The sequence below is a fragment of the Cylindrospermopsis raciborskii Cr2010 genome, from assembly GCF_003367075.2.
Taxonomy (GTDB): domain Bacteria; phylum Cyanobacteriota; class Cyanobacteriia; order Cyanobacteriales; family Nostocaceae; genus Raphidiopsis; species Raphidiopsis raciborskii.
In genome coordinates, this window is sequence record NZ_CP065936.1 from 2739960 (window position 1) to 2766831 (window position 26872).

20 protein-coding genes and 1 pseudogene are annotated in these 26872 nt (G+C 41.1%); 12 read left to right on the top strand and 9 right to left on the bottom strand.

Annotation, left to right across the window (positions count from 1 at the left end):
• Window positions 1-188: 188 nt before the first annotated feature.
• The 7 genes from C6N34_RS12505 to C6N34_RS12535 all read right to left on the bottom strand — a co-directional run bounded on the left by C6N34_RS12505 (window position 189) and on the right by C6N34_RS12535 (window position 8783).
• Window positions 189-1385, bottom strand: a complete 1197-nt coding sequence (locus tag C6N34_RS12505; protein WP_115538666.1) for an RNA-binding domain-containing protein — start codon at window positions 1383-1385, stop codon at window positions 189-191.
• A 4-nt stretch (window positions 1386-1389) separates the two neighbouring features.
• Window positions 1390-3141 carry an Rqc2 family fibronectin-binding protein gene (locus tag C6N34_RS12510; protein WP_057178122.1) on the bottom strand — a complete coding sequence of 584 codons (1752 nt, stop codon included), beginning with the start codon at window positions 3139-3141 and terminating at the stop codon, window positions 1390-1392.
• A gap of 12 nt (window positions 3142-3153) precedes the next feature.
• Window positions 3154-3426 carry a hypothetical protein gene (locus C6N34_RS12515; RefSeq protein ID WP_057178121.1) on the bottom strand — a complete coding sequence of 91 codons (273 nt, stop codon included), beginning with the start codon at window positions 3424-3426 and terminating at the stop codon, window positions 3154-3156.
• 240 nt (window positions 3427-3666) lie between these two features.
• A complete protein-coding gene (locus tag C6N34_RS12520) occupies window positions 3667-4158 on the bottom strand; it encodes an RNA recognition motif domain-containing protein (RefSeq protein WP_006277102.1) in 492 nt (163 codons plus the stop codon).
• 171 nt (window positions 4159-4329) lie between these two features.
• The gene (locus tag C6N34_RS12525) at window positions 4330-6531 is read right to left on the bottom strand and encodes a M48 family metalloprotease (protein ID WP_236107043.1); all 2202 of its coding nucleotides are present in this window, start codon (window positions 6529-6531) and stop codon (window positions 4330-4332) included.
• A gap of 39 nt (window positions 6532-6570) precedes the next feature.
• A complete protein-coding gene (gene prfC / locus C6N34_RS12530) occupies window positions 6571-8196 on the bottom strand; it encodes a peptide chain release factor 3 (protein WP_057178119.1) in 1626 nt (541 codons plus the stop codon).
• A gap of 32 nt (window positions 8197-8228) precedes the next feature.
• Window positions 8229-8783 (bottom strand): GNAT family N-acetyltransferase, encoded by a 555-nt coding sequence (locus tag C6N34_RS12535; protein ID WP_057178118.1) that lies wholly within the window; start codon window positions 8781-8783, stop codon window positions 8229-8231.
• Between the two features lie 49 nt (window positions 8784-8832).
• Between C6N34_RS12535 and C6N34_RS12540 the strand changes: the two are divergent.
• The 6 genes and pseudogenes from C6N34_RS12540 to C6N34_RS12565 all read left to right on the top strand — a co-directional run.
• Window positions 8833-9642: pseudogene (locus C6N34_RS12540) on the top strand (sulfurtransferase); the annotation flags it as partial.
• Between the two features lie 78 nt (window positions 9643-9720).
• Window positions 9721-10842, top strand: a complete 1122-nt coding sequence (locus tag C6N34_RS12545) for a histidinol-phosphate transaminase (protein ID WP_236107524.1) — start codon at window positions 9721-9723, stop codon at window positions 10840-10842.
• A gap of 10 nt (window positions 10843-10852) precedes the next feature.
• Entirely contained in the window at window positions 10853-11743 is an 891-nt protein-coding gene (locus tag C6N34_RS12550) for a tRNA (5-methylaminomethyl-2-thiouridine)(34)-methyltransferase MnmD (RefSeq protein ID WP_115538669.1), read from the top strand.
• A gap of 52 nt (window positions 11744-11795) precedes the next feature.
• Complete coding sequence (locus C6N34_RS12555) at window positions 11796-14243, top strand: endonuclease MutS2 (protein ID WP_141303297.1); 2448 nt, start codon at window positions 11796-11798, stop codon at window positions 14241-14243.
• A gap of 156 nt (window positions 14244-14399) precedes the next feature.
• The gene (locus C6N34_RS12560) at window positions 14400-15002 is read left to right on the top strand and encodes a DUF3038 domain-containing protein (protein WP_369806395.1); all 603 of its coding nucleotides are present in this window, start codon (window positions 14400-14402) and stop codon (window positions 15000-15002) included.
• Window positions 15003-15015: 13 nt separating this feature from the next.
• Window positions 15016-16476 carry a DUF4335 domain-containing protein gene (locus C6N34_RS12565; protein ID WP_115538671.1) on the top strand — a complete coding sequence of 487 codons (1461 nt, stop codon included), beginning with the start codon at window positions 15016-15018 and terminating at the stop codon, window positions 16474-16476.
• A 5-nt stretch (window positions 16477-16481) separates the two neighbouring features.
• Here the strand turns inward: C6N34_RS12565 and bchD are convergent, their stop codons facing one another.
• Window positions 16482-18491: a magnesium chelatase ATPase subunit D gene (bchD, locus tag C6N34_RS12570; RefSeq protein WP_115538672.1), complete on the bottom strand. Its 2010-nt coding sequence runs from the start codon at window positions 18489-18491 to the stop codon at window positions 16482-16484.
• 106 nt (window positions 18492-18597) lie between these two features.
• Here bchD and C6N34_RS12575 point away from each other — a divergent pair, with 106 nt between their 5' ends.
• From C6N34_RS12575 to C6N34_RS12600, 6 genes are all read left to right on the top strand, one after another.
• Window positions 18598-19395: a PD-(D/E)XK nuclease family protein gene (locus C6N34_RS12575; RefSeq protein ID WP_115538673.1), complete on the top strand. Its 798-nt coding sequence runs from the start codon at window positions 18598-18600 to the stop codon at window positions 19393-19395.
• Window positions 19396-19504: 109 nt separating this feature from the next.
• Window positions 19505-21877: a single-stranded-DNA-specific exonuclease RecJ gene (gene recJ / locus C6N34_RS12580; protein WP_115538674.1), complete on the top strand. Its 2373-nt coding sequence runs from the start codon at window positions 19505-19507 to the stop codon at window positions 21875-21877.
• A gap of 164 nt (window positions 21878-22041) precedes the next feature.
• Entirely contained in the window at window positions 22042-23346 is a 1305-nt protein-coding gene (ctpB, locus tag C6N34_RS12585) for a carboxyl-terminal processing protease CtpB (RefSeq protein WP_102938609.1), read from the top strand.
• 76 nt (window positions 23347-23422) lie between these two features.
• Window positions 23423-24118 carry a response regulator transcription factor gene (locus C6N34_RS12590; RefSeq protein ID WP_057178110.1) on the top strand — a complete coding sequence of 232 codons (696 nt, stop codon included), beginning with the start codon at window positions 23423-23425 and terminating at the stop codon, window positions 24116-24118.
• Window positions 24119-24201: 83 nt separating this feature from the next.
• Entirely contained in the window at window positions 24202-25350 is a 1149-nt protein-coding gene (dnaN, locus tag C6N34_RS12595) for a DNA polymerase III subunit beta (protein ID WP_057178105.1), read from the top strand.
• 121 nt (window positions 25351-25471) lie between these two features.
• Window positions 25472-26062 carry a peroxiredoxin gene (locus C6N34_RS12600; RefSeq protein ID WP_115538675.1) on the top strand — a complete coding sequence of 197 codons (591 nt, stop codon included), beginning with the start codon at window positions 25472-25474 and terminating at the stop codon, window positions 26060-26062.
• Window positions 26063-26109: 47 nt separating this feature from the next.
• Here the strand turns inward: C6N34_RS12600 and C6N34_RS12605 are convergent, their stop codons facing one another.
• Window positions 26110-26853 carry a hypothetical protein gene (locus tag C6N34_RS12605; RefSeq protein WP_115538676.1) on the bottom strand — a complete coding sequence of 248 codons (744 nt, stop codon included), beginning with the start codon at window positions 26851-26853 and terminating at the stop codon, window positions 26110-26112.
• Window positions 26854-26872: the final 19 nt, after the last annotated feature.

Genomic DNA, 26872 nt, shown 5'->3' on the forward strand with positions numbered 1-26872 from the left:
AATGTTGTTCGTTTTTTCTTCTTAGTAGAGTCAAACCAAATTGCACGCGTCTAATATACAATGAGCAATGGTTAAACTGAACCGTTCGACGTAGTCAAAGACGTATTTTCCCGACTTTCTGTCATCAAGAATTGTAACAGAAGAATTGTAACAGTCGGTACAGATTTTGGAAAACGGCAAGAAATTGCTCAGTCCTCATCGCTCGTATAAGAGTTTGATGTGGCATCTATATGCTCTTTTTTATAGATAGTTGTTTTAAAAAATGCGTTGGTACTCTCAAAGTTAGGTAGAAGAAGGTTTTGAGAACGATAAAATTTGATGATTTTAAATAGTCCTCTCCCCAATCTATCCATCAGACCATAATCTTTGAGCATTTGGGCAATCAGAGGATTGCGATAATAGGAAATTCCAGCTAAAGCTCTCTCTAAGCTCAGGGTGTTAGGTAAACTACCAGGGGAAAATATTTCCAGGCGATCGCCAAATAAAGACAGACGAATACGTTGACCGAAAATAGACCAGTCTCGGTGGGCAAAAGCATTAACTAGTAGTTCTCTAATGACAAATGGTTGATAGTCAGGTAGGTCATGACGACGGGTTTCTTCTGGGTTAAAAATAGGAAGATGACGAGAATTTCTTCTGACAAAGGATTCACTAACTTCTATAGCTTCAGGAATGGTTTCGGTTAAGGTTAAACTATCAATTATAGGAGAGGTAATATCATTACCACTAAAGGCATTTAATTCAATTCCTGCTTGTGGTAATATTCTGGCTACTTGTCTGGAAAAAAAAAGACTTCCCCCAATGGTCAATCTTTCTTGTTCATCGATTATTTGTAGGTTATACCAGGTACGTGGGTTGTTCTCTTCTGCTGATAAATCTCTCATTTTTTGACAATAGTAACCCAGTCTTAATGGTTCTAGATCTATTATTCCCGTTCCGGGTAAGGAGGAAATCTCAAAGTGAAATTGTCCGCCATCTTGTAATAATCTGACCAATTCTTCTTGGGTTGGCTCAATGGCCACCGTACCCGCTCTAATATAATAGCGATTTAGGGATTTTACCTTATAAGGTTTGCAGATACCCTTTTCAATTTCTATAACCACAATATATTTATCCTGATGAGGAATTGATATCAGTTCGGGAATTAATGGTGGTTGAATGTTATTGCGGCAAATTTGAATGATTCTCTCCATCAATTCCTGGGAATTTTCTACTCCTGAAATTTCGCCATTATCTTCCACCCCCACGAATATTGTCCCACCCTTCATATTAGCAAATGCCACAATTTCTTTGGCTAAACTTTCATTGCGAAAGCCACCAGATTTAAACTCTACCCGGGAATTTTCTCCCAGTTTAATTAGGTCTAAAAACCTACTAATAGACATACTTCTATACTCCCTGCTGCAAGTGATTAATTACCTGACTAATTTTCCCTGGGTTACCCCATATAATTTTCTCTTGCTTATAAATTACTAGTCCTGGCTTGGCACCTTTGGGTTTATATACTCTATTGGGTCGAGTATACACTACGGGAACCTGTTCGCTATGACGAGCGCGACTAAAATAGGCTGCTATGTTGGCTGTATATTTTAAATCCGCTTCTTCAGGAACTGTGCCAGGTGGCAATCTCAATAAAACATGACTTCCGGGTATTTCCTGCGCGTGAAACCACAGGTCATAATCCCCTGCTACTCTAAATGTTAAATAATCATTCTGATGATTATTACGACCAATTAAAATTTCTAACCCACTGGGGGTGCGATAATGGTGAAAATTATGGCTGACTGTTTCACTCTGACTGGGACGACGATATTCTAATTCCTCTAAGTACTTTTGTTCTATTAGTTCGTCTCTAATTTCTTCTATTGCTTCTAAATCTTCTTTTGTTTGATAACTATCTATTTGATTAATAGCAGCTTCTACTTGCTCTAGATACTCTATTTCTCTATTTACTTCCAGTAGTAAAGGATATACTGCATTTCGGGCGCGTTTCAATTTCTGATGTTGTTTATAAAACCGTTGGGCATTTTGCACAGCATTTTTGTCCGCTTCCAGGACAATCCTCTGGGGTTGATCTGTCTCAAAGTCTGGAAGGATAATTTCTGTCATACCTGGTTGCCATTGATGCAAGTGCGCCATTAACAAGTCAGCTTGCTGTTTGTACTTATCCGCATCCTCGGACTGTTCTAACCTATCCTTAAACGCTTTGGCTTTAGTATTTAATTTACCAAGAATATTTTGCAGTTTCTGGTTCAATTGATGGCGCAGTTGATAAAATCCTTGTTGATTAAGCTGCTGCGTATAATACTGATTAATGAGTTCTTGAATGTTCTCAACTGATTGGATTTCACCCCATCCCATAACAGTATAACCTTGGTTTGTCCACCCCGGTTTAAAATTACCCTCCTCTAGCCTCCGTAACCACTCTTGCCATTTAGCAAATAGTCTAGACCAGTCTTGATTAGTTAAACTGGTAGTGGTAGTTTCAGGAGATATGTGGGCTACTAATAACAGGGAGTCCAATAATGCAGCACTAACTCCACTATAACTTTTCAATATTTGCTTTTTAATACTTCCTGGGACTAAACTTACCCTTTCTTGCCATCTGGCCTCAGTTTCCGTTAAATTTGGTATATTCCCGGTAAGTTTGGGCGGAATTTCGTAGGGTTGACCAGTTTGAATAGGACGAACACTAGATTGTTGTTGACTCACCTGATGAGCAGCAGTAATGATTTCATTTTTGGCATCGGTAAGAATAACATTACTGTACTTACCCATAATTTCCACATACAAATGATAAAGGGGCGATTCCCCTGGACGACGGGCAAATTTTAGGTCTATTACCCTTTCCCAAGGGGCGATAAAGTCCATAGCTACTAGTGCTAACCCCCCTAACTGATGTACAAGCTGGTGGCTAAAGGTAAAAGTATCAGGAATACGTGGCGGCGGTTCGCCGATGCAAATACGAGTAGCTTGCGGATGCCATGATATATCTAGCCAGTCCCGCTTTTTCATGGTCCGCAGGGCCAGAGATATGGTGTGGCGATCGCGCTGGTAGACCTGTTCTGTACGAGCTGGTAGCCAGTTAGTTCTCAGTTGACTACAGATTGCGGTGAGGGTAGTGAAGTCGAGGGGTTGCAAAATAGTTAGAGATTATCCCCAAGGTGAGGGAATAGCTGTGGTGGATAAGATTTTACTGGCCATCAGTCTAATTGCAGTTTTACCACAATTGGGACAGGGAACTTCTAAGAACTGTGAGGATGTGATATCTACCTCACTCAAAATCCCTTGTCTACAATGCCAGCATTCAAATATGACCCTACTAACTGGTTGATTACAATCCAGTACTTTGATATGTTGTGAAGGGGTTGGTTGGGTTGATATTTTTCTGGGCTTAGGCAGTTGTTTAATTTCTTGGGTTTCCATATTTTTGCTTGTGCGTTAGCTGTATCCGATAGGTACACGCGCTTATTTTTTGGTTGTGTAACTCAACCTAAGTTGAACTACTGGTAAAATCATATTACAGCAACTGTTGAGTTGTCAACTTTGTTGGTTCTGCTCATTTCCATATTCCGCCTAATTTACATGGAAAAGATAGATATAGCCCATACAAATATTAGTTGTTGCATGGACTTGATTAACTTACCCCACTTCCCAAAGATAGGTTTACGGAGCAGTAGCAGTTAACATCTGCTTGATTTTTGTTAGCTGTTCAGCCCAGCGGGGATCGGGACGAATTGCATCCGTATCAACTGATGTTGTACTTTCCACAGGTGACCCACCACGCTTGGATTTTTTGGAACTTTTTTCACGACGACTCTGTTTGTTGGTGCTGGGAACTGGAGCTGGTGTACTAGAAGATTGTAGAACTGGTTTGGGGGTTTGCTCCTCACCCTCTTCACCTTTGGTTCTAGGTAATGCCTTTTCTAGTTTAATGGCCGCATCCTTGAACATTTGACCATTATATTTTTCGATAATTTGGTCTGCTTGGTCGTCATTGTTAACTGTCAAGAAGCCAAAACCACGACACTTACCTGTTTTTCTGTCTTTTATTAGTTTGGTAGTAACTGCATCACCCTCAGCAGCAAATACAGCTTGCAACTCTTGACGGTCAATTTCTTCTTTGGGTAAATTACCTATATACAGACGAACGGACATGAATTTTTCCTCCGAGGTTTACATGAAAGTGAGAAAAGAAAAGTATTGACTTTTGGCTCTTACATAGGCTCTTATATAAATGCTACTAATAAAATCGCCGCAAACCAATTTTTTTAATCCCATCTGTTAAACTATAGTTTCAAACGACATGAATACATGCTTCCAAAGTTTTTAAAGTCCACCGACAACAGGTTCCATTAATAGAATATAAGCACCCCAGAACTGAGCAATCAGTGCTATTACTGTTGACCAGATGGGATGGTGACCATAAATAATCTTACCATTTATGGTTTCTAAACTGTGAACATCAACCCAGGGTGTAGCTCCCCGTCGTAACCAACCCGTTAGGGTAATCTGCTCTCCCATTAGTTTTCGCCAGGTCGGGAACCATACATGGTGTAATTTGATTAAACCAATTTCCGATTCCAAAATTAGATCCTGACCTACACAGTTACCAGAACCCCTCCTACCCAAAAGTCTACCGGAGATTCGGATGTTGAGGCTATTAATTGGTAGAACTACAGGGTTAGTTAGGAATTTTAGCATTTGTTTTTCACTGTTTAGGTTCTCCGGTTTAATTCCGGGAAACAAGGCGTTTAACCTCACAATTGTGCCAATACTAAATCCAATCATTAAGAATCCTACCAAAAAAGACCACCCATCATAAATCCATTTTAAGTGAAACAGCTCCAACCCATAACCTATTTGCCAAGTTAACCACAGTATCACCCCCATTCCTAAACCTATAGGGATTCCTAAAAATGGGGCGATTTGTAATAAAAATGACTGCATTGTTATCTGGGGTGAATTTGGTTTCATCGGGTACAGTTCTGTATCTAAGTACCACTGGTGAGCAATTTGACACAGATTTTCCAGGCGATCGCCCAGGAGGGGATGGCTATTATTTAGTGTAAACCATTGGCGGTATGGTTGATTGTTTTCCCATATTAATAATGATTCCCAGGTGAATTGACCAGCAGTACTGCCTAAAAAAAGGCTGTGTTTATAATCTACAGGAGCAACTATATTTAAACTTTCTAGTTCCCAGCTTGTCTGTTGTTGATTTTTAATGTTTCTGGCTATGCCAATGGTATTCTTTAACAGGGCGCGAATTAGTCCATTGGGATTTCCCGTCATTTCTACTGCCTGGCGATCGCTATTTTTGAAACGTAGGCGAGAATTAATGAAGGTTGTAGCGGTAAACAAACTCCAGATTCCATAACTCACACTACCCAACCCTGTGGTAATCCAGTGCCATAATATATTTTGATTTTTAGTTGACCAGATGGCTGTTTGCTGATAAATTAGGTAAAATGGTAGACTTATTAAAACAGCTAAGGACATAATCCCCAAACCCCAGGAGTCAATTTGCCCTAGGGCGAGGGCATAAACTGTCCCTATTTCATCCTCTGCTAGTTGTGTGAGCATTCCTTGGCTGACCACGATTCTGGCAGTCTGAGGTAGGTTTCCATAGGTAAATATAATTGGTACTGTTAGGGGTAGGATTTTTAGTTGAGGTAGGGGGAACTTTCTCAGTTGACAGGTTCTTTGGATAATCCTTACAGACTCTCGACTGTATCGGTGTAAAGCTTCCTTGGAAAATGGCTGTTGGTGATAGAATTTTGCCAGTAATCCATCCAATAACCAAGGAGACATCATAAATAATAACAGGAATAATAAGCTAGTTAAAATCAATAAAGTTGGGTTTACATATAAAAAAGGCAATGGATCTACATAAGGCAATCTATGTAAAACCTCATTCATTGAAATAAATATCAGGCTGATCACAAATTGCCAAATAAAAAATAAGGCCATCATAGTGATCATTCCTGGAATTGCAAAACGGATAAAGTGGTACTTCCGCAACGGTTGCCACACTTTAGCCCGTTTAGCCTGTCGCCAATAAATACTTGCTGTTTCTATGTTAGGACTATTAGCAATATTTGATTTAGTATTGGTACGCTCAACCTGATCAGAGTCCTCATAATCTTCATTAGATATGGTTTGTTTTGAATCTACTAAATGGCGGTCATTCTGTAAATTATACTGAGCAACTAAACGAGACTGTTTAGCTTGTTGTCTTTGTTGCCGCTTAATTAAATGTTCAATAGCAACCTTTGCCCATTGTTGTACCTGGGAATTAGTTGGTTGAGCATTATCATTACCAACTAAAGTCCTACACACAGCGATCGCCTTAGAAAGTTCCCCTGTGTGTGCATAAGCCATAACTAGACCCACTTGAGCCTGTAACTTAATATGATGGTTATCTGGTCTATTCACAATAGGCACAAGACTACTAATTGCCGCGTAGTAACTGCCTTGTTTAAGAGCAGACAAACCCTTCTCTAGAGAGGACTTTTGGGATGGAACCATAGGAGGAGTAGGAAAGAGTAAAAGAGCGATCGCTGGGGATTATTCGACAGTTTGCCCAGCGGAGAACACTGGTGCAATTGAGCTGAGTTTTAACTCTGGATGGTCTCCTTGTAATTGTTGACAGTTCCACTCGTTACGGAATAGTAAAACGGGTCTTCCCATAGAATCCTTCACCGTAATAGTATTAAATAAACGTCCTACCTTATTCAAAGTATCCCAACCACCATCTACCCATCGAGCTACGGTATATGGCAATAGGTCAAGGATCGTTTCCACACCATACTCATTTTGTAGTCGGAACTGAACAACCTCAAATTGTAACTGACCAACTGCTGCCAAAATCGGATCTCGTTTAGCCTCATCCGTTGAATACATAATTTGTACAGCACCTTCTTCTCTTAACTCAGAAACACCTTTTTGAAATTGCTTGAATTTTGATGGGTTAGGATTTCTTAAGGTGGCAAAAAGTTCTGGAGAAAAATAGGGAATTCCCTCATATTCTAGCTTTTGTCCCGTATAAATTGTATCCCCAATAGCAAACACACCGGGATTATTTAACCCAATCACATCACCCGGGTAAGCGACATCTATAGATTCTCTTTCCTGGGCAAAAAGTTTCTGAGGTCGAGATAGACGAACTGCTTTACCTGTGCGAGCATGATTGACTGTCATATCTTTTTCAAATTTGCCTGTGCAAACCCGGACAAAAGCGACTCTATCTCTATGTTTAGGGTCCATATTGGCTTGCAGTTTAAATACAAAACCCGTAAACTCTGGGTAAGTCGGTGCAATTTTACCTGCGCTGCTGTGATGATCTCCAGGTTTGAGGGCATATTCTAAAAAGCATTTAAGAAACAACTCCACCCCGAAATTGGTCATAGCACTGCCAAAAAATATGGGAGTCATTTTTCCCTGGTGGACTAAATCTAAATCCAGTTCTTCGCCAGCACCTTCCAGCAATTCTAACTCATCCTTGAGTTGGTGGTAAAGATCCTGATCTAACAATTCCTGAATTTTAGCATCTCCCAGATTGACCATTGTACTGCGAGCTTCCTTACTTCCATGGGCGCTCCGTTCAAATAGATGGATCTGGTTATGGTTACGGTCAAATACCCCTTTAAATCTATCTCCCATACCTATGGGCCAATTTACGGCGTATGTCTGTAAACCCAATTCCTGTTCAATTTCATCCAATAATTCCAGAGGTTCTCTCCCGGGACGGTCAAGTTTATTGACAAAGGTAAATATGGGAATACCTCTTAATTTACATACTTCAAACAGTTTACGAGTTTGAGGTTCTAGACCCTTCGCAGCATCAATTAACATTACCGCATTATCAGCTGCTGCTAAAGTTCTATAAGTGTCCTCACTAAAATCTTGGTGTCCAGGGGTATCCAGCAAGTTAATTTGACAGCTATGATAGACAAATTGTAAAACTGTAGAGGTAATAGAAATACCCCGTTGTTGTTCCATAGCCATCCAGTCAGAAGTCACCTTACGTTGGTCTCTTCGAGCTTTAACCGCCCCAGCTTCATGAATAGCACCCCCGTATAATAACAGTTTTTCTGTCAGAGTAGTTTTACCAGCATCCGGGTGAGAAATAATGGCAAAATTGCGCCGTTGCTCTACTGCTTGACTCAGTTCTTCAGTTAGTTCAATTGTCATAGTTGTTAGTAAGCTTAACTTGAGATATTATTTTACTTAAGACGTTTATGCAAAAAAAACTGTCGGGAGGGTAAGAAAAAATCCTGCCAACTGGACTCCACCCTATAGATTTCATATCCCATCTTCAAGTATAGCTTCCTAGCTTGATGATTTTTTTCCAAAACATGAAGATAAATGTCTTGAAATCCCCAACTTTTACACACTTGTTCACAACTAGTTAGTAAACTAGAACCCAAACCATATCTCCGATATCTTGGATCAACAGCCAAGTTAGACACATAAGGCGATAACCTGTTGTAGTTTGTCCAGCTATGGACAAATCGCACTCCCAGTTCTACTGTGCCAAGAACCTGATGGTTACCTGACTGGCTGGTATGGATAGCGACTAAACAAGTCTGGTGAGGCATTAATGTTTGGAGACGGTATCTGAGATCTTCATAAATGCCAATTTTAAACAATGGGAAGGCCCATCCCCATAAACCATTCTGGGAATAAAAGCTTTCGGTTATTATTTGGGCAATTCCAGACAAATCACTAGAAGTGGCCACACGAACTTGCCAATCACAAGCGTTTAAACTCACAAGCATTTAAGGGAGATGTCATTGTATTATCAATGTTGTTGAGATTCCTGGGAACATGAACCAATTAAAATATTGTCAGCAATTGTTTGTTAGTCCACAGTGGTTATTTGGTAATATTACCAATCCAGATAATAATACACAGGATGACTCGTGTATAGTAGTTGTGGATTGTCGATTTTCCCTGACGGATCCCCTACTGGGAAGGAGTCAATACCAGATGGGTCACATACCAGGTGCTTACTACTTGGATTTAAACCAAGATTTGTCTGGTGCGGTTGGTCAACATGGGGGAAGACACCCTTTACCAGATGTGTCTATTTTGGCTGATAAGCTGGCACAAATGGGGATTAATCATGGGGAATCTTTGGTAGTCGCTTATGATGATTCTCGATTGGCATTTGCATCTCGACTATGGTGGCTATTACGTTACCTAGGCCACGAAAATGTGGCCGTTTTAGATGGCGGTTTTTCCGGATGGCAAAGTTTGGGTTACCCCATCTCTAATATACCATCTACCATACCGGGAACCAGGGGAAATTTTACTCCCCACCCACAAGCAACAAAAATTGTGGATTTTAATTATGTTAAACATTATGTAGAACAAATTAATCAGTCTACACTAACAGAAAACAAACCAGTTTTAATAGACGCAAGGGAAGGCGATCGCTATCGTGGGGAAAGGGAACCCATTGATCCAATTGCTGGTCATATTCCGGGTGCTATAAATTACCCTTGGCAAGGGGTAACAAATGGCCAGGGCTATTTAGTGTCAGAACAAGGAGAAAGATGGCAAGCAATAGCAAATAGTCCGGAAATCATTGTTTATTGTGGTTCAGGTGTCACCGCTTGTGTTAATTTGCTATCCTTAGAAATAGCGGGAATTTCCACTGCTAAACTTTATCCTGGTAGTTGGAGTGATTGGATTAGTTATCAGACAAACAATATGTTTTCTTTTATTCGCCCGGATTTATCCGAATTCACATCTTATAAACCTCATCCCAGCAGTGATACGTTAGAACCAGTAAAGACTGAACTGGATAGGCTTGATACTAATGAAAGTCCTTACGATTTGCCACAGGAAATTAAGAAAAAACTGGCTGAGACTTTTCAACACACTATAGAGTCTAATCGCTATCCCGATGGGGGGCACGAAGCACTAAAAGCGGAAATAGCTCAATATGTGAGTGAATCCGCTGGTCTATCTTCTGATTCTTTCAGTGCTGTTAACATTTCTGTGGGTAATGGTTCGGATGAGTTAATTCGTTCCCTACTAATTTCCACCTGTTTGGGAGGAGCAGGCTCTATTTTGGTTGCCAATCCTACCTTCTCCATGTACGCTATCCTGGCACAAACTTTGGGTATTTCCGTAGTTAGTGTGGGTAGGAACCATGATCACTTTGAAATGGACTTAGCTGCTGCTCAAACAGCTTTAAAAGGAGCAAATCCCCCCGTGCGGGCGGTTTTTGTTGTCCATCCTAACTCTCCCACCGCCAACTGCTTGACCATATCAGAGTTAAATTGGTTGCAAGGTTTACCACCGGACATATTAGTGGTTATTGATGAGGCTTATTTTGAATTCAGTCAAAACACCCTGGTAGAAAAATTAATCAAACATCCTAATTGGGTAATTTTACGGACATTTTCCAAAGCTTTTCGACTGGCCGCCATGCGGGTAGGTTATTGTGTAGGTCATCCCCAAGTAATTTCTATTTTAGAAAAGGTTCGTCTACCCTATAATTTACCGAGTTTTTCCTTAGCTGGTGCTTTGGTGGCACTACAAAATCGCCAACTTTTACTGAGTTCTATCGTTGAAACTCTCACAGAAAGAGATAAATTGATTCGAGATTTATCCACACACCCCATTTTAGAGGTAGTTCCCAGTAATACTAATTTTATTTATGTCCGGTTAAAACACAATCATTCCCCCGATGGAGTGTTAAAAACCATCAGTCAGAAATTAAGGAGTCAAGGTACTCTAATTAGATTATTACCTGGTGGATTACGAATCACCATAGGGACACCCGAGGAAAATGCCCGCACATTGAACAGACTTGGGCAAATCTGAGAGAAATACTATGGATTTTCTACCCCAGGTCACAAAAGATGGTTCCCTCACTTTTTTCTCTGGAGAGTTTCAAGAGTCTTTCCACAGTCTTTATGGTGCTAAACAGGAGAGTTTTCTCAAGTTTGTGATTCCCACTCAAGTACCCCTATTCGCCCAAACAGGAAATGTTAAAATTTTAGATGTTTGTTACGGATTAGGTTACAACACCGCCGTAGCGTTACAATCTATTTGGGGAGAAAATCCCAATTGTCGGATAGAGGTTATAGGTTTAGAGTCGGATCCTCTGGTTCCCCAAGCCGCAATTTGTCACAATGTTTTTGCCGATTGGCATCAAGAGCATAAACTAATTTTGAGGGAGATTGCCTTTAAACACTGTTATCAAGATGATAATTTAAGTGTTAGACTAGTTATAAATGACGGGAGAAAATCCATTCAGGAGGTATTTTCCTCTGGTTTTTTAGCAGATGTGATTTTTCTAGATCCTTTTTCTCCACCCCATTGTCCCCAACTATGGACTGTAGAGTTTATTAAAAAGGTTGCTCTTTGCTTGCAACCAGGTGGATTGCTGGCAACTTACTCGTGTGCTGCTGCTGTTCGTACAGCTTTAATGTCTGCTGGATTGATAATTGGCTCTACCACTCCTGTGGGAAGACGCACTCCAGGAACCATTGCTGGTTATGCTCCACATCAGCACAAGTACATCACAGAAACTTATCCCCTGGGTGCAGCAGAAATAGAACACTTAAAAACCCGTGCGGCCATTCCCTATCGTGACCCTCAACTTCAAGACCAAGCTCCTGATATCATGAAACGACGAGAACAGGAAGTTCTCACATCTACTCTAGAATCTACTTCTCAGTGGAGAAAAAGATGGCTGACAAATCACCCCCCAACTCAATAAAAGATAAAACTATTTAAGTCTACATTTAAACTCAGTTAAAACTTGACAATTCATGATAGCAACGGAAACTTTAGAATTATTAGAATGGTCTAGGCTTTGTCAACATCTTTCTAGCTTTGCTGCAACCAAGTTAGGTACAATAGTTACTCGCTCCTTACCAATTCCATCCACACTGGAGGAAAGTGAAGGGTTATTGTGCCAAACCAAGGAGGTGTATCAGTTAGAAAGCCAACTGATTTCAGGATTATCTTTTGAGGGAATTCAAGATATTGGTGATTCCCTAGAAAGAGCTGAACTTCATGGTTTGTTATCAAGTGAAGAACTGTTGGCTATAGCTACTACCTTAGCAGGAGCAAGAAATTTACGTCGAGTAATTGATAATCAGGAAGATTTACCCATTCTCTGTAATTTGGTCTCCCAATTGCGAACTTATCCTGAGTTAGAGCAGGAAATTCATCACTGTATCGATGAGCGGGCCCAGATTGCAGACCGCGCTAGTCAAAAATTGTCTGAAATCCGCGAGGATTTACGTAAATTACGTAGTCAAATTACCCAGAAACTCCATAATATTATTCAAGTTAAGTCTAATGCTCTACAGGAACTGATTATTACTCAAAGAGGCGATCGCTATGTATTGCCTGTGAAAGCAGTACAAAAAGATGCAGTTCCTGGAATTGTTCACGACTCTTCTACTAGTGGTGCTACCTTGTATATTGAACCCAATAGTATTGTTTCTATGGGCAACCAATTGCGTCAAACCTTAAAACGAGAACAGGTAGAAATAGAAGCCATACTGAGGATATTAACTACAAAAGTAGCAGAAGTAAAACCGGATCTAGAAAAGTTACTAGCCATTGTCACCACTATAGATGTAGCTGCAGCTAAAGCTAGATATAGTCTTTGGATAGAGGGTAATCCGCCTAGATTGATTCACCCTTCCATACCAGGAGGTTCATCTTCCGAAATTATCACTCTGCGGCAATTACGTCATCCCTTGTTAGTTTGGCAACAAAAACACGAACAGGGACATCCAGTGGTTCCAGTAGACTTACTAATTAGTCCCCATATTAAAGTTGTCACTATTACTGGACCAAATACCGGTGGTAAAACTGTAACCTTGAAAACTTTGGGTTTGGCCGCATTAATGGCTAAAGTAGGTTTATTTATTCCCGCACGTGAACCGGTGGAAATACCCTGGTTTAGTCACGTTTTAGCTGATATTGGAGATGAACAGTCCTTGGCACAAAGTTTATCCACCTTTTCTGGTCATATTCGTCGCATTAGTCGCATTTTAAATGCTATTGGCGAAGAAAGACAGTCCTCACCCTACCAAACCAGTCATTCCCTGATTCTTTTGGACGAAGTAGGAGCAGGTACTGATCCAGTGGAAGGTAGCGCCCTGGCGATCGCACTGTTGAAATATCTTGGAGATCATGCTCAATTAACCATTGCCACTACACACTTTGGGGAATTAAAATCCTTAAAATATGAGGATATTCGTTTTGAAAATGCCTCAGTAGAATTTAATGAAACCACCCTTTCCCCCACCTACAGATTATTGTGGGGGATTCCGGGACGTTCTAATGCGCTGGCCATAGCTTTGCGGTTGGGGTTAAAACCAGAGGTAGTGGAGAATGCTAAAAGCCAACTAGGAGAAACAACGGATGAAGTTAATCAAGTAATTGCAGGACTAGAAGCTCAAAGACGGAGTCAGGAAACAAAAGCTGCAGCGGCCCAGGAACTACTCAAGCAGACGGAGAAATTATACAAAGAAGTTTCCCAGAGAGCCACAGCGTTAGAAGAAAGGGAAAAAGATCTGCGAGCTTCCCAAGAGATAGCGGTACAGAAAGCCATTACTCAAGCCAAGGGAGAAATTGCCCAGGTAATTCGCCAGCTCCAACAAGGTAAACCCACAGCTCAAGATGCACAAAAAGCAACTAAGTTACTAACTGAAATTGCGGATAAATACCAACCGGTAGCTCCCCCAAAAGTGAAACAAGGATTTATCCCCGAACCTGGTGAAAGGGTGCGCATACCTAAATTAGGGCAAACTGCCCAGGTAATATCTGCTGCGGATGGAAATGGGGAATTGACAGTGCGATTTGGAATGATGAAAATGACGGTAAACCTGGAGGATGTGGAATCCCTAGATGGGGAAAAACCATTAGTACCCAGCAAAACCAAGGTCCCACTTGCTGTAGTTTCTGGGCAAAAACAAGAACTTATAGCAGCATCATCAACATCGACTGAGAATTTAGAGATGCGCACATCCAAAAATACTGTTGATTTACGCGGAAAAAGGGTAGGGGATGCTGAATATATCTTAGACCAAGTTATTTCCCAAGCAGCAGGACCAGTATGGATTATTCATGGACATGGAACTGGTAAACTAAAACAAGGAGTTCATGAGTTCTTGCAACAGCACCCTAGGGTCAGTCATTATGAAGCAGCATCCCGGGTGGACGGTGGTACTGGTGTAACTATCGCCCATATCAAATAGGCAAAACTTAAAAACTTCTCACAATTAAGACAATAAATTTTCATTTCCCATAAAACCAAGACCTATTCTCTTGTTTAAACTGGGTAGTTGAGTCAACCAAAACCAATCAATCTTTGTTGTTGTCATGCTTGATAGCTTTTATTTACCGGATCACCTATGACAAAAGTTATGCAATCGACTGATAAGTCAGTCAAAGCCAATTCCCCATGGCAAGAATTAAGTCAGTTTCCAACTCCTAACTCGGTAGAATGGGATAACATTAAAACTCAATTGGATTTAGTGCTTTTAGCCCTGGAAACTTTAACTGGTATTGGTTCAGATGCGATGTTATCCGCAGCTACCCATCTGGATTTGGAATCAAAAGTACCCGATAGAATAGCTTTATGGCGATTACGCCAATCTAACCCCCTACGCAAAAGTCCAGGAGGGAGAAAAAAGCTAGATGTGGATGAGGCTAGATCTCTGGTTTTAATTACTTGTTATCTTGCTAAACAACATCAAGAGTTAATTCGGCGCGCTGTAGGTTTATTAGAAAAAATAGCGGCTAATCACCAACAACTTCATCAAAATGCTTTACTGGCAGATTATACAGATAACTTCTGCAATGTTTACCAGGAAAGAATGGAGGAAGATGATAAAATTTCTACTGATTTGTTGACTAATTTAGCAGTTAAACTACTGATAGATTTACTCTTTTATAGCTCTCCTACTGGACATCGCCGACTCTGGTTAACATTGCTAGACCGTTCCACAAGATAATGGTATTTTTACTATGCCTGGATCCAATTCTGTTGTTCGCCGTTATACACCGCCCACTTGTACGTTAGAAATTCTAGCGGAAAGCTCACCCTTATCTCGTTGGATGAGTCAAACTGTGGTGGATCAGCTACGTTTTCAATTGCATTTTGATGATCCAACTTTACCAGAAGATTTGAGAATACCTATTGAGGGTAATCGGGAACAGTTGGAGGTTTTATGTAATGCTGTAAGCAGCTACGTGCAGCAACTTTTGCAAGAGTCATCCGATAGGTTTTGTGTGATTTTTCGGGAATCTACACCTTCCAAACCCCCTACGTTACCCTCGGAAGCGGAAGATATTGCTTCTAGTGCGTCTCCAGCATCTGCTTCCCTTCCCCATCATAGGGATAATACGGGGGTTTTAGAGGCTACTATTTATCTAGAATTCCAGGAGAATCTAACTCATAAACTATACCTAGGTTCCCTAGCTACCCAAAGATCTGGACCGGTGATTGAACTGACTCTATTACAGTTATTTGATTTATCTAGTGCTTTGGATGAGTATTCTGCTGATATAATTGCATTACCAACTATGGGAGCTGAAAGGTTCATAAGTTCCAAATTGCCCAGATGGGCTCCTGTAGCAGCAGTGTTAACTTTGGCTTTGGGTCTAACTCCCTTCACCTGGCAATATGCTAGTAATATGCGCTCGGTGCGAGTAAGTGAGCAACAAAAACCTCAAGAACCTATGTCAACCGGGGCACCTACTATGAACCCGGATGCTGGTGTTAAGTCACCTGATTTAGCTGACCTACCTTCTGGTTTACCCAATTTTAATTTACCCAGTCCTAACCAGGAAAATTTGGATGTTCTTAGATCGGGCACAGTCTTCCCCACACCAACCCCTGGTACAACAGGTAAAAATCCCCTAAAAACACCAGAAATTGCAGGAGACATTATCCCTAATAGTCCTAATAGCACCCAAGTGCCCCCTAAAATACTGGGATATCCTACAGATCCACGAATACAAGGTAGAATACCTAATTCTAACATACCTCCGGGAGATGTCAACAGGTTACCCGACAGTCTACCTAATCCTTCCCTACCTCAGACACAACCATTAAATAGAAGTAATAGAACTGGGGAGAATGACACAGCAGGAACTGCAAAACAAGACCTAACCACCATAACCAGTCAGGAAAACAAATCTTACGATACACCCCAAGTAGCAGAAGCAGGGAAGTATCTTCAAGGTAAATGGCGCCCACCCGCAGATTTTACTCAAACCCTAGAATATAGTGTTACCCTGGAGGTTGATGGCACAATTCAGCGGATTTTGCCCTTAAATCAAGCTGCTAGAGAATACATTGATAATACAGGTATGCCAGAAATTGGTAAACCCTTTGTTTCTAGTAATAAAGCAGGAAAAACTCTCAGAATTAGAGTTGTTTACTCCCCCGATGGCAAAGTCAAAACCTTTACAGAAACTCCATAAGTCCCCTACTTTCTCATCTCCTCCATGGCCCCCCTGGCCATAGCTGCGATCGCTCTATCAGTTGCTTTCGGTAGTTGATAATATTTGCCTCCCGCTGTTTTCGCTAGTTCTTTGGCAAAACCAGTTGAAACAAATTTACTTTCTGTATCTATTACCAGTAACTGCATCCCGGAAGCTCTAATCCTCCCTGCAATATCTAGGAGCTCTCCCTTAATATCTGGTTTTTCTCCTGGTTCCTGGGACTCCCCTAGGGATCTGGAGAGCGGTATATTACCTCTACCGTCGGTAATTGCCACTATCACCACTTGTCCAATGTCTCCTCCCATTTGGGCGTTGACACCCACTCTGACCGCTTGGGTTAATCCATGGGCCAAGGGGGAACCACCTCCACAAGGTAATTTTTCTAACCGGGTTTTTGCTAAAGCAATAGACCGGGTAGGAGGTAATAACACTTCCGCTTGTTCTCCCCTAAAAGGAATTAGGGCAATTTGATCTCGGTTTTGATAGGATTCAGTTAAAAGTTGCATTACTGCTCCCTTAGCTGACTGCATTCTATTTAAAGCCATTGAACCGGAAGCATCAACAACAAATACTACCAGGGCACCAGCTTTTCTCACTAACCGTTTTGTTCGCATATCCCCCTGTTCCACTATCACCCTTTTCCCTGGCTGTCGTAAACGACGCGCTTTTTGATATGGAGCGGCAGCTCTTAAAGTAGCATCAACGGCAATGCGTTTAACCTTGCCCTTGGGTAACATAGGTTTGATATAACGGCCCCTATCTTCTGAAAATATCAGACTGCGACTGCCCGATTTTCCTTGTCTTTGAGCCATCTGGGTGAAATATAGTACCTCTGGATCGAGAATTACTCCCTCGGGGTCAAAAACAAACTCTTGGGGAATATCTGGAGGTTCCTGTTGCTCCTCTTGTTGTTCTTGTTGTTGTTCCTCTTCTTGTTGCTCCTCTTGTTGTTCTGGTGAGTCCTGCTGATTTTGGGGTGGTGGTGGTGGTGGTTGGTCTGGTGGTGGAGTTTGAATAACCGTGGTTCTGGGAACTATAACTAATTCTACTGCACGGCGTAGGTCTTCAGCACTAACACTATTACGTCCATCCAATGCTGCTGATGCTTTAGCAACACGGACAGCAAATAATTCTGCTCGGTGTCCTTCCACTCCTGCACGAATAGCTTCGTTGACCAGGTAGGTAATCTGCTCGGGGGAGATAGTTACTTCTTTTAACCATTCCCTGGCCAGTAATATTTGGGTTTTGAGAGAGTCTATATCCTCATTGTATTGCTGTATGAATTCTTGAGGAGATATGGAATAAGCGATCGCCTGTTCAACTGCTTGCACTCTTTGGTCTAACCCGAGTACTCCGTCTGCACTAAGAGCTATAGCGATTCTATCAAGCAGATGTTCTCTCAGGGGGCCTTCTTCAGGGTTATAGGTAGCAATAAAAAGGGGTTTACAGGGGTGTTGAAAACTTATCCCTTCCCTTTCTATTTGGTTACGTCCTTCCGAAAGGACGGCCAACAATTGATTACTAATTTGATCATCGAGCAAATTGATTTCATCTATATATAATACACCCCGGTTAGCGGTAGCTAGAAGTCCTGGTTGAAATACGGTTTTACCTTGTTTGACCGACTGCTCCACATCTACTGAACCTAAAAGCCGATCCTCCGTTACTCCCAGGGGTATTTGTACAAAAGGGACAGGTATAATTTCTGTGACTATTTCCTCTGACGTTTGTGCCACTAGTTGGTCATCCCAGGATTCTGGTTGTTCTGGATCACAATTGCTCATGGAGTCTTTGACAACTTCTATCCCTGGTAATAAAGCGTGAATACCTCGTGCCATAACCGATTTAGCCGTACCACGACGACCAGCAATTACCACACCTCCCAAACCGGGATCTACTGCTGCTAATAGCAGGGCGGTTTTAATTGCCTCTTGACCGACTACAGCGGCAAGGGGAAAAGCTGTGACTTTTGGAGTAGTTGTGGGTGTTGGCATTCTCGGTTTAGTGGTTATCATGTTTTTGAGGATAGCATTTATTTGAGTATTTGGATTTTCTTAGGGATATAATTTTCCATATTAAACTTAGGTAAAACCCAGCAAAATGGTAGGAGTGGAACAGGAATTATTTAGAATTTCCCAGGGACATCTGAACTTAATTGAGAACTGTCCCAGGAAGTTTCAGCATACATGTTTAGATATGCTAACAACACCCACAGATCCTAAACAGGAAGAGTATAAAACATTGGGTAGTCGTTTTCACTTGCTAATGCAACAGCAAGCCATGGGACTACCGATTGAGAGTTTTATAGGGGAAGATGAGCGACTCAAAAGTTTAATATTGGATTTAACTGGAGTGATACCGGAAATCCTGACAGCGGGAAAGGAGGGGGAGACATTTCAGGAAAGTGAACATTCTAGAAATCTACAAGTGGGAGATTATTTAATAACCGTCATTTATGACCTGTTGATAGCCAACAATGAAAAGGCGAAAATATTTGACTGGAAAACCTATCGTCAACTACCAGACTTAAAGGATATCAAGTCTTTAGCCAGTCATTGGCAAACTAAACTTTACATGTATGTTTTGGCAGAAACTAGCACATACCTACCCAAAAATATATCTATGACCTATTGGTTTATCCCAGGAAAAGGGAATTCAAAAAAAATTGAGTTTAGATATAGTAATGTGGAGCATAAAAAAAACGGAAATCAGTTAAAACAGCTGCTGGAGAATCTATCTATTTGGCTAGAACAATATAAAAAAAATCAACCATTACCTCAGCAGCCAAAACATAGAAAACTTTGTGAATATTGTCCATATAGCTATCGTTGTTATGGTGAAATAGACAATCAATTACCGAGGGCAAATATTCAACCCATTCCAGAAATAGAATGTTAAAACTAAGTAGCTCCCATGAGTTACCCTACCGCTAACCCATCCTATAAATAATCGTACTCCCTACTTAACGGGTGTAATTAAATATAAGTTGACAACATAAATCAATGCCATGAAGTGGATTTTATTAGAAAACATAGAAATTCCCCAAGATTTTCTGCAAGCAGTTCAAAAACAGTATCACATCCGTCATGGATCGAAATCAAAAGCCAACTTTGTGGCGCAAATCCTATGGCAAAGAGGAATTAGAACTGAATTAGAACTGGTCAATTTTCTCGATTTTAAAAACTATCGACCTGCAAGTTCCTTTGAATTTGGAGAAGAGATGAATTTAGCAGTCAATCGGTTAAAAGCAGCAGTAATCTCCAAGGAGAAAGTAGGGATTTGGGGAGATTTTGACGCCGATGGTATTACATCCACCGCATTACTATGGGATGGATTAGGAGAGTTTTTCCCTCAGTATGAACAATTAACCTATTACATTCCCAACCGACTAACAGAATCCCATGGGTTAAATTTTGCCGGAATTGAACGTCTAGCCCAACAAGGTTGTAGATTAATAGTTACCTGCGACACTGGAAGTACAAACATTGACGAGATTGTTTATGCCCAGAAATTAGGTATAGACCTAATTGTCACCGATCATCACACCCTACCAACAGAACGTCCTCCCGTCAGTGCTATTATCAATCCTCGTTACTTACCCGAAACACATTCATTATTTCATCTTTCTGGAGTTGCGGTAGCTTATAAATTAGTCGAAGCATTATATGAAACTTTGCCAGACATACCACAAAACCCCCTGGAAGATTTATTAGATTTGGTTGCCATAGGATTAATTGCTGACCTGGTACAATTGAAGGGTGATTGTCGCTATTTGGCTCAGATTGGAATTGATAAATTACACCAAGAATCTAAAAAAGGTATCTTACATAGCAGGAGACCAGGAATCAAAAAACTACTGGAACTGTGCCACAAAAATGGCGATCGCCCCATGGATATTTCTTTTGGATTAGGTCCACGTATTAATGCTGTTAGCAGGATTCATGGTGATGGAAGTTTCTGTGTAGAGCTATTAACTAGTAGAGATATTAAAAGGTGTGGTCAACTAGCACAAGAGACAGAATTAGCCAATTCTCGACGTAAATCATTGCAAAAAGATGTTCAAGAACAGGCCAGAAAAAAACTGGGGGAATTAGATTTATCTACCACCCATGTGATTGTTTTAGTAGATAGTCAATGGCCAGGTGGGGTCTTGGGTTTAGTTGCGGGTCAAATTGCTCAAGAAACAGGAAAACCAACTATCTTATTAAGTACAGATTCACTAGATAGTAAAACAAACTTAGCTCGCGGATCAGCTCGTTCAATTAACTCTATTGATTTATACCAACTAGTTCAAAAGCAGGCACATTTATTACATCGTTTTGGCGGACATCCCTTTGCTGCTGGACTAAGTTTATCTGTGGAAAATATCGGATTATTTACCGATGCGATTAACCAACAATTCCGATTATCTGTAGGGGGAATAAACCTCACACCCACAGTGCAGGCGGATCTAGTAGTAACTGTGGCAGATTTAGGCAGAGAATTATTTTTAGAGCTGAAACTTATGGAACCCTGTGGTATGGGAAATCCAGTGCCAAAATTACTAATTAAGAACTGTTGGTTTGAAAATATTTCCCATGAGAAAATTCAAGATTACCAGGGGAATAAAATTCAATATCTGAAAACCAAATTTCTGATGGGAGATGATTCTAGTCAACAACGGTTTCCCGGGATTTGGTGGGGACATGATAAAAATGACCTACCCCAGGGGAGATGTGATTGTATAGTGGAAATAGATATCAATAACAATAAAGCACAACCAGAGCATCAAATTAGATTAATTGATGTCCGTCCTACTAGTGACTTAGGAATTCACTTGGAAGTTCAATCTCACAAATCGGCAATGATTATAGATTGGAGAAATCAACCAAGTGAAAATTACCACGATTCAATATTGACCATTAAACACTGTCCCACCGGCTGGAATGAGGTAAAAGGTTGGTTGAAAACTGCCATTTCTCATCAAAAACACTTAGCTTTGGCTTGGTCACAGCCCAATTATCTCACACCTGAAGAAATTTGGTTGAACTTGGTGGGTATTGCCAAATTTTTGAGTCGCACCAATCAAAAAACAACTCGGTTAAAAGTTTTGCAGAAATTGGGTATCAATGACCAGAGCTTACATCTGGGATTGGAATCTTTAAAATCTCTAGGGTTTAGGGTTGATGGTGAGGGAGAGTTTTTAAAAATCACTTACCAGAATCCAGTTACTAGTTCAATGGATTATGAATTTGGCCCTCCAGCTAGTGATTATGGAAATATTAAAACTAAAATCGACTGTTTTTGCGCAGCAATCAGGGAAGAACAATTTCAAAAAGACTATTTTACCACAGTTCCCCTATCTATCATACAGTCCATTCTTTTAGTACAAATGTTTTAAACATATTTCTTAAAAACCCCCCACCAGTTCAACAAAATGCTATAATGGGGAAGGAATTTGGGCCTTTAAAGCAAAGAGTGATCAGGGTAACACCAATATGGTTGTTGATTGTGCGGTAAGGCAAGCAAATTCTAACTCTCCACGCGTTATTAGAGATGACCTACATGAATCAATCTGCGAAACCTTACTCACCACTGCGTGTAGCCCTAGTTGGTACAATGGTTGCTACCAGTGCTACCCTGTCTTTATTTGGTCAAGCATGGACTAAACAGGTTAAAGCCGCTTTACAAGACAGTCCGAAAGCACTGGTAGACCAAGTATGGCAACTTGTCAATCGGGACTATGTTGATGGTAAATTCAATCAACAAAATTGGCAAGCAATTAGACAAAGTCTATTAAGCAAAAACTACACATCCAAGCAAGAAGCTTATGTAGCCATCAGATCAGCTCTCCAAAAACTGGAAGATCCCTACACCAGATTTATGGATCCCAAACAATTTGAAGCCCTGACTAATCAAACCTCTGGTGAGGTGACAGGTATAGGGATTCGCATGGAAATCAATGAGCAAACCAAACGCTTGACTGTGGTAGAGCCTATACAAAATTCACCAGCAGATAAAGCGGGTATTAAAGCAGGGGATGAAATTATTGCCATAAATGGTAAATCCACTAGTAAAATGAAGATAGATGAAGCATCTAGCTTGATTCGCGGTCCTGCAGGAACTGCCATCACCCTGAAAATATCCAGACCAGGAAACAGTTTTCTTGATATCAAGTTAACAAGAGCAACTATTGAAGTACCAACCGTAAGATATATTTTAAAACGAGATAATGGACGTCGTATTGGCTATATTCGATTACAAGAATTTAGTAGTCATGCAGCGGAGCAGATGGATCGGGCAATTCGAGATTTGAATAATCAAAAGGTGGACTTTTATGTATTAGACCTGCGTGGTAATCCTGGTGGTTTACTGCAAGCTAGTATTGAAATAGCACGCATGTGGTTAGATAAAGGCGGTATTGTCAAGACTGTAGATCGGGTAGGCGGTAGCGAAGAAACCAAAGCCAATGGCACTGCGTTAACTAATAGACCCCTGGCCATATTGGTAGATGGTAACTCCGCCAGCGCCAGTGAAATTCTGACCGGCGCTCTTAAGGATAATAACCGAGCAGTAGTGGTAGGTAGTCAAACCTATGGTAAGGCCCTAGTACAATCAGTTCATGAGTTAATTGATGGATCTGGTTTAGCAATCACCATTGCCCATTATTATACTCCTAAAGGCACGGATATCAACAAAAAGGGTATTACACCCGATATTCAGCTAGATTTAACTCAAGCCCAAGAACGAGAGTTAGCAGCTAATCCCAATTTAATTGGAACCTTGAGTGACCCACAGTACGCTCGTGCAATTTCCGCTATCTTGGACAGTAAATTTGCCCAACCACCACAAAAAGTTGAAAATTTCTAGATTGGAGGGTGAGAATGACTAATGATATGCTAAGTTATTAGTAATTAGGTCAACGGTAAAATAGGGAAAATTTTCAATGTCAGCACAACTGTTACTGGTAGATGATGAACCGGGGTTACGCGAAGCTGTAAAGGAATACTTACAAGAAAGCGGTTTCGGTGTTCGAGTTGCCAGTAACGCCCGCGAAGGGTGGGAATTAATACAACAAAATACTCCCGACTTGGTAATTTCCGATATTATGATGCCCCAAGTTGATGGCTATCAGTTCCTCAAACAACTGCGAGATGACCCCCGATTGGCTTCGCTACCAGTTATCTTTTTAACCGCTAAAGGTATGACGGGCGATCGCATTCAAGGATATCAAGCAGGGGTAGATGCCTATTTATCAAAGCCTTTTGACCCAGATGAGCTGATCGCCATTATCAACAATTTACTAGAAAAGCGTATTTCCCAGACTACAGTTGCGGGTGAAGACAGTGAAAACATGGAAATTGCCAAGTTGGCCCATGAGATTGCCAAAATTAAAGATTTATTAACTCCTAGGATCGGTATATCTCAGACTCCACCACCGTTTACAATTGATTTAACCCCAAGGGAGCAAAGTGTCTTAAATCTCGTTGCCCAAGGATTAATGAACAAAGAAATTGCTCGTAAGTTGGAAACAAGTGTTCGTAATGTGGAGAAGTACGTCAGTCGTCTATTTAGCAAAACTGGTACCAATAGTCGTACGGAACTGGTGAGATTCGCTTTAGAACATGGCTTGGCCCAATAGTGGAATTGGTGGGGGGTTGGAAGCATAAGCTAGGATAGCGGAAAATTTGCTAGGATGATCCTTCACTATTTGTGTTCAGATTTATGAAATTAATTTGCTCTCAAAGCGATCTTAGTACCAATCTCGCCCTGGTCAGTCGTGCAGTACCATCTAGACCTACCCATCCCATATTAGCTAATGTACTCTTGCAAGCGGATGTAAATACGAATCAAGTTAGTTTAACAGCTTTTGATTTAAGCTTGGGTATTCGTACTAGTTTCACTGCGGAGGTGATAGAAGGTGGAGCAGTTGCTCTCCCTGCTAAAATCTTAGTGGATATTACTTCCCGTTTACCAGAGGGGGATATTACCCTAGATGACCAATCGGGAGACTCTACTACAGAAGGTATAAATTTTATTCTAAAGCCCAAAAATGGTAAGTATGAACTTAGGTCCATGGGGGCAGAAGAATTTCCTGAATTACCCTTAATTGAGAGTTCCAATCCTATCCAAATAACCACTGCAGCTCTAGTTGAGGGTTTAAAAGGTTCATTATTTGCTACTAGTAGTGATGAAACTAAGCAGGTTCTAACAGGGGTACATTTAACAGTTAAACAGGATGTCTTAGAGTTTGCAGCTACGGATGGACATCGGTTGGCGGTTTTAGAAACCATTAATGAACGTCCCCTGGAAAATGATGAACAACTGGAAGTGACCGTACCTGCTAGGGCATTACGAGAACTACAAAGAATGCTAAACCATAGTGCTTCAGAAGAGGCAGTATCTTTATGTTTAGACGAAGGTCAAATAGTATTTGCTTGGCAAAATCAACGTTTAACTAGTCGCACCCTGGAGGGTCAATACCCTTCCTATAGACAATTAATACCTCGTCAGTTTGAAAGACAACTGGTGTTGGAAAGGAAGCAATTTATCAGTACTTTGGAACGAATTGCCATATTAGCTGACCAGAAAAACAATATTGTTAAAATCAGTATGAATACTGGAGACCAGGAAATTACTTTATCTTGTGAAGCCCAAGATGTGGGTAATGCTACTGAGTCAATGCCCGCACAAATTTCCGGAGAAGATATTGATATTGCCTTTAATGTCAAGTATCTCCTAGAAGGACTGAAGGAATTGCCATCTACGGAAATTCAGATGCACTTGAATCAAAATCTCACCCCGGTGATTTTTACTCCCCTAGGTGGTTTAAAGATGACCTATTTAGCTATGCCCGTACAGTTGAGAAATTAAATTTAGTATTTAACTACTCAAAATCGTAATGACTGTGATATAGTTGGAATAGACTGTAAATAAACTGTCACAAAACCCACGCCGAAAATTTGATACAATGTGCTGAAGGAGAAGTATTTTAATGACTAGTCTTCGTGTTGGCCAACAGGCTCCCGATTTTACAGCCACAGCTGTGGTAGACCAAGATTTTAAGGCTGTCAAACTTGCTGAATATCGTGGCAAGTATGTGGTTCTGTTTTTCTATCCCTTGGATTTTACCTTTGTTTGCCCCACTGAGATCACAGCATTTAGCGATCGCTACGAAGAGTTCAAGAAATTGAACACAGAGGTATTAGGTATTTCTGTGGATAGTGAATTTTCTCACTTGGCGTGGATTCAAGCAGACCGCAAATCTGGTGGTGTTGGCGATTTGAACTATCCCCTGGTTTCAGATATTAAAAAAGAAATTAGCACTGCTTACAATGTTCTTGACCCCGATGCTGGGATTGCTTTGCGTGGTCTGTTTATCATTGACAAGGATGGGGTTATTCAACACGCTACCATAAATAACTTGGCTTTTGGTCGTAGCGTGGATGAGACCCTACGCATACTGCAAGCAATTCAGCACGTACAATCACATCCTGATGAAGTTTGTCCAGCTGGCTGGCAACCGGGTGAAAAGACCATGATTCCTGATCCTGTGAAGTCCAAAGTGTACTTTGCAGCAGTATAGAGTAAAATAGACCAGCGGAAAAATTCCTCCGCTGGTTATTCTTGACTTTAGGGGATAGCGTTTCTCAATTGTTTAAGGGTACGACCAATACCAACGAAACTTGCGTCTTGAGACAGACGTTTGAGAGTAGGTGGTTTACTTTCGATAACAATACCGTTGTAAGCAGTAATGGCAGCACTGAGCTTGTCAATGTTGACGCTAAATGCCGCACCTGCTTGTGCCACTGTATTATTACCTTTCCAATCCTTAGTGCTAACTAACATAGCACCGGGTGAAGATGCAGTGGAAGGTGAGAATAAACCGTTCAGCGCATTAACCAGTGCGATCGCCAGCTGGGGACTAATACCCGCCGATGTTAAAGCTGCTGTTATTCTTGCAGCAGCTTCCGTTACCCCTGGACGTGCAAGCACGAGGGTGACCAAGTCAGTAGTATTAGCGCTTGTGCCAAGCACTTGAACTATGTTAGGAACTAGCTGGTTTAGGGCTGATTGAACTTCTTGTGTAACCGCTAGAGTTGCACTTTGCCCCTCTCTGGTTACGATTATGCTCTCTGCATTAGGTATGAAGGTGACACCGCTTCCACCACTAGAACCTCCTGGAGTTGTTTTCCCGGTTGGTGGTGGTGGTTGTGTTGGTTGTACAGGATCTTGTGGAATTGATGGTGGTGAAGGCAATACATTTCCACTAGGACCTCCTGGTGTTGTGCTACCTCCCTCACTGGTCAATTGCAAAGATGCTAATAAGAACGGGACTAGACTTAAGGTAAAAATGAGACTTTTGGGTTTTAACATGATGATTATCTAATAAACT

Excerpts from the sequence above, each read along its gene's own strand:
- C6N34_RS12515 (WP_057178121.1), bottom strand. The coding sequence starts at position 3,426 with ATGGAAACCCAAGAAATTAAACAACTGCCTAAGCCCAGAAAAATATCA.
- C6N34_RS12600 (WP_115538675.1), top strand. The coding sequence starts at position 25,472 with ATGACTAGTCTTCGTGTTGGCCAACAGGCTCCCGATTTTACAGCCACA.
- C6N34_RS12565 (WP_115538671.1), top strand. The coding sequence starts at position 15,016 with ATGCCTGGATCCAATTCTGTTGTTCGCCGTTATACACCGCCCACTTGT.
- C6N34_RS12525 (WP_236107043.1), bottom strand. The coding sequence starts at position 6,531 with ATGGTTCCATCCCAAAAGTCCTCTCTAGAGAAGGGTTTGTCTGCTCTT.
- C6N34_RS12505 (WP_115538666.1), bottom strand. The coding sequence starts at position 1,385 with ATGTCTATTAGTAGGTTTTTAGACCTAATTAAACTGGGAGAAAATTCC.
- C6N34_RS12575 (WP_115538673.1), top strand. The coding sequence starts at position 18,598 with ATGGTAGGAGTGGAACAGGAATTATTTAGAATTTCCCAGGGACATCTG.
- ctpB (WP_102938609.1), top strand. The coding sequence starts at position 22,042 with ATGAATCAATCTGCGAAACCTTACTCACCACTGCGTGTAGCCCTAGTT.
- dnaN (WP_057178105.1), top strand. The coding sequence starts at position 24,202 with ATGAAATTAATTTGCTCTCAAAGCGATCTTAGTACCAATCTCGCCCTG.
- bchD (WP_115538672.1), bottom strand. The coding sequence starts at position 18,491 with ATGCCAACACCCACAACTACTCCAAAAGTCACAGCTTTTCCCCTTGCC.
- C6N34_RS12555 (WP_141303297.1), top strand. The coding sequence starts at position 11,796 with ATGATAGCAACGGAAACTTTAGAATTATTAGAATGGTCTAGGCTTTGT.
- C6N34_RS12605 (WP_115538676.1), bottom strand. The coding sequence starts at position 26,853 with ATGTTAAAACCCAAAAGTCTCATTTTTACCTTAAGTCTAGTCCCGTTC.
- C6N34_RS12520 (WP_006277102.1), bottom strand. The coding sequence starts at position 4,158 with ATGTCCGTTCGTCTGTATATAGGTAATTTACCCAAAGAAGAAATTGAC.
- C6N34_RS12590 (WP_057178110.1), top strand. The coding sequence starts at position 23,423 with ATGTCAGCACAACTGTTACTGGTAGATGATGAACCGGGGTTACGCGAA.
- C6N34_RS12560 (WP_369806395.1), top strand. The coding sequence starts at position 14,400 with ATGACAAAAGTTATGCAATCGACTGATAAGTCAGTCAAAGCCAATTCC.
- C6N34_RS12545 (WP_236107524.1), top strand. The coding sequence starts at position 9,721 with ATGTTTTCTTTTATTCGCCCGGATTTATCCGAATTCACATCTTATAAA.
- C6N34_RS12535 (WP_057178118.1), bottom strand. The coding sequence starts at position 8,783 with ATGCTTGTGAGTTTAAACGCTTGTGATTGGCAAGTTCGTGTGGCCACT.
- C6N34_RS12550 (WP_115538669.1), top strand. The coding sequence starts at position 10,853 with ATGGATTTTCTACCCCAGGTCACAAAAGATGGTTCCCTCACTTTTTTC.
- prfC (WP_057178119.1), bottom strand. The coding sequence starts at position 8,196 with ATGACAATTGAACTAACTGAAGAACTGAGTCAAGCAGTAGAGCAACGG.
- recJ (WP_115538674.1), top strand. The coding sequence starts at position 19,505 with ATGAAGTGGATTTTATTAGAAAACATAGAAATTCCCCAAGATTTTCTG.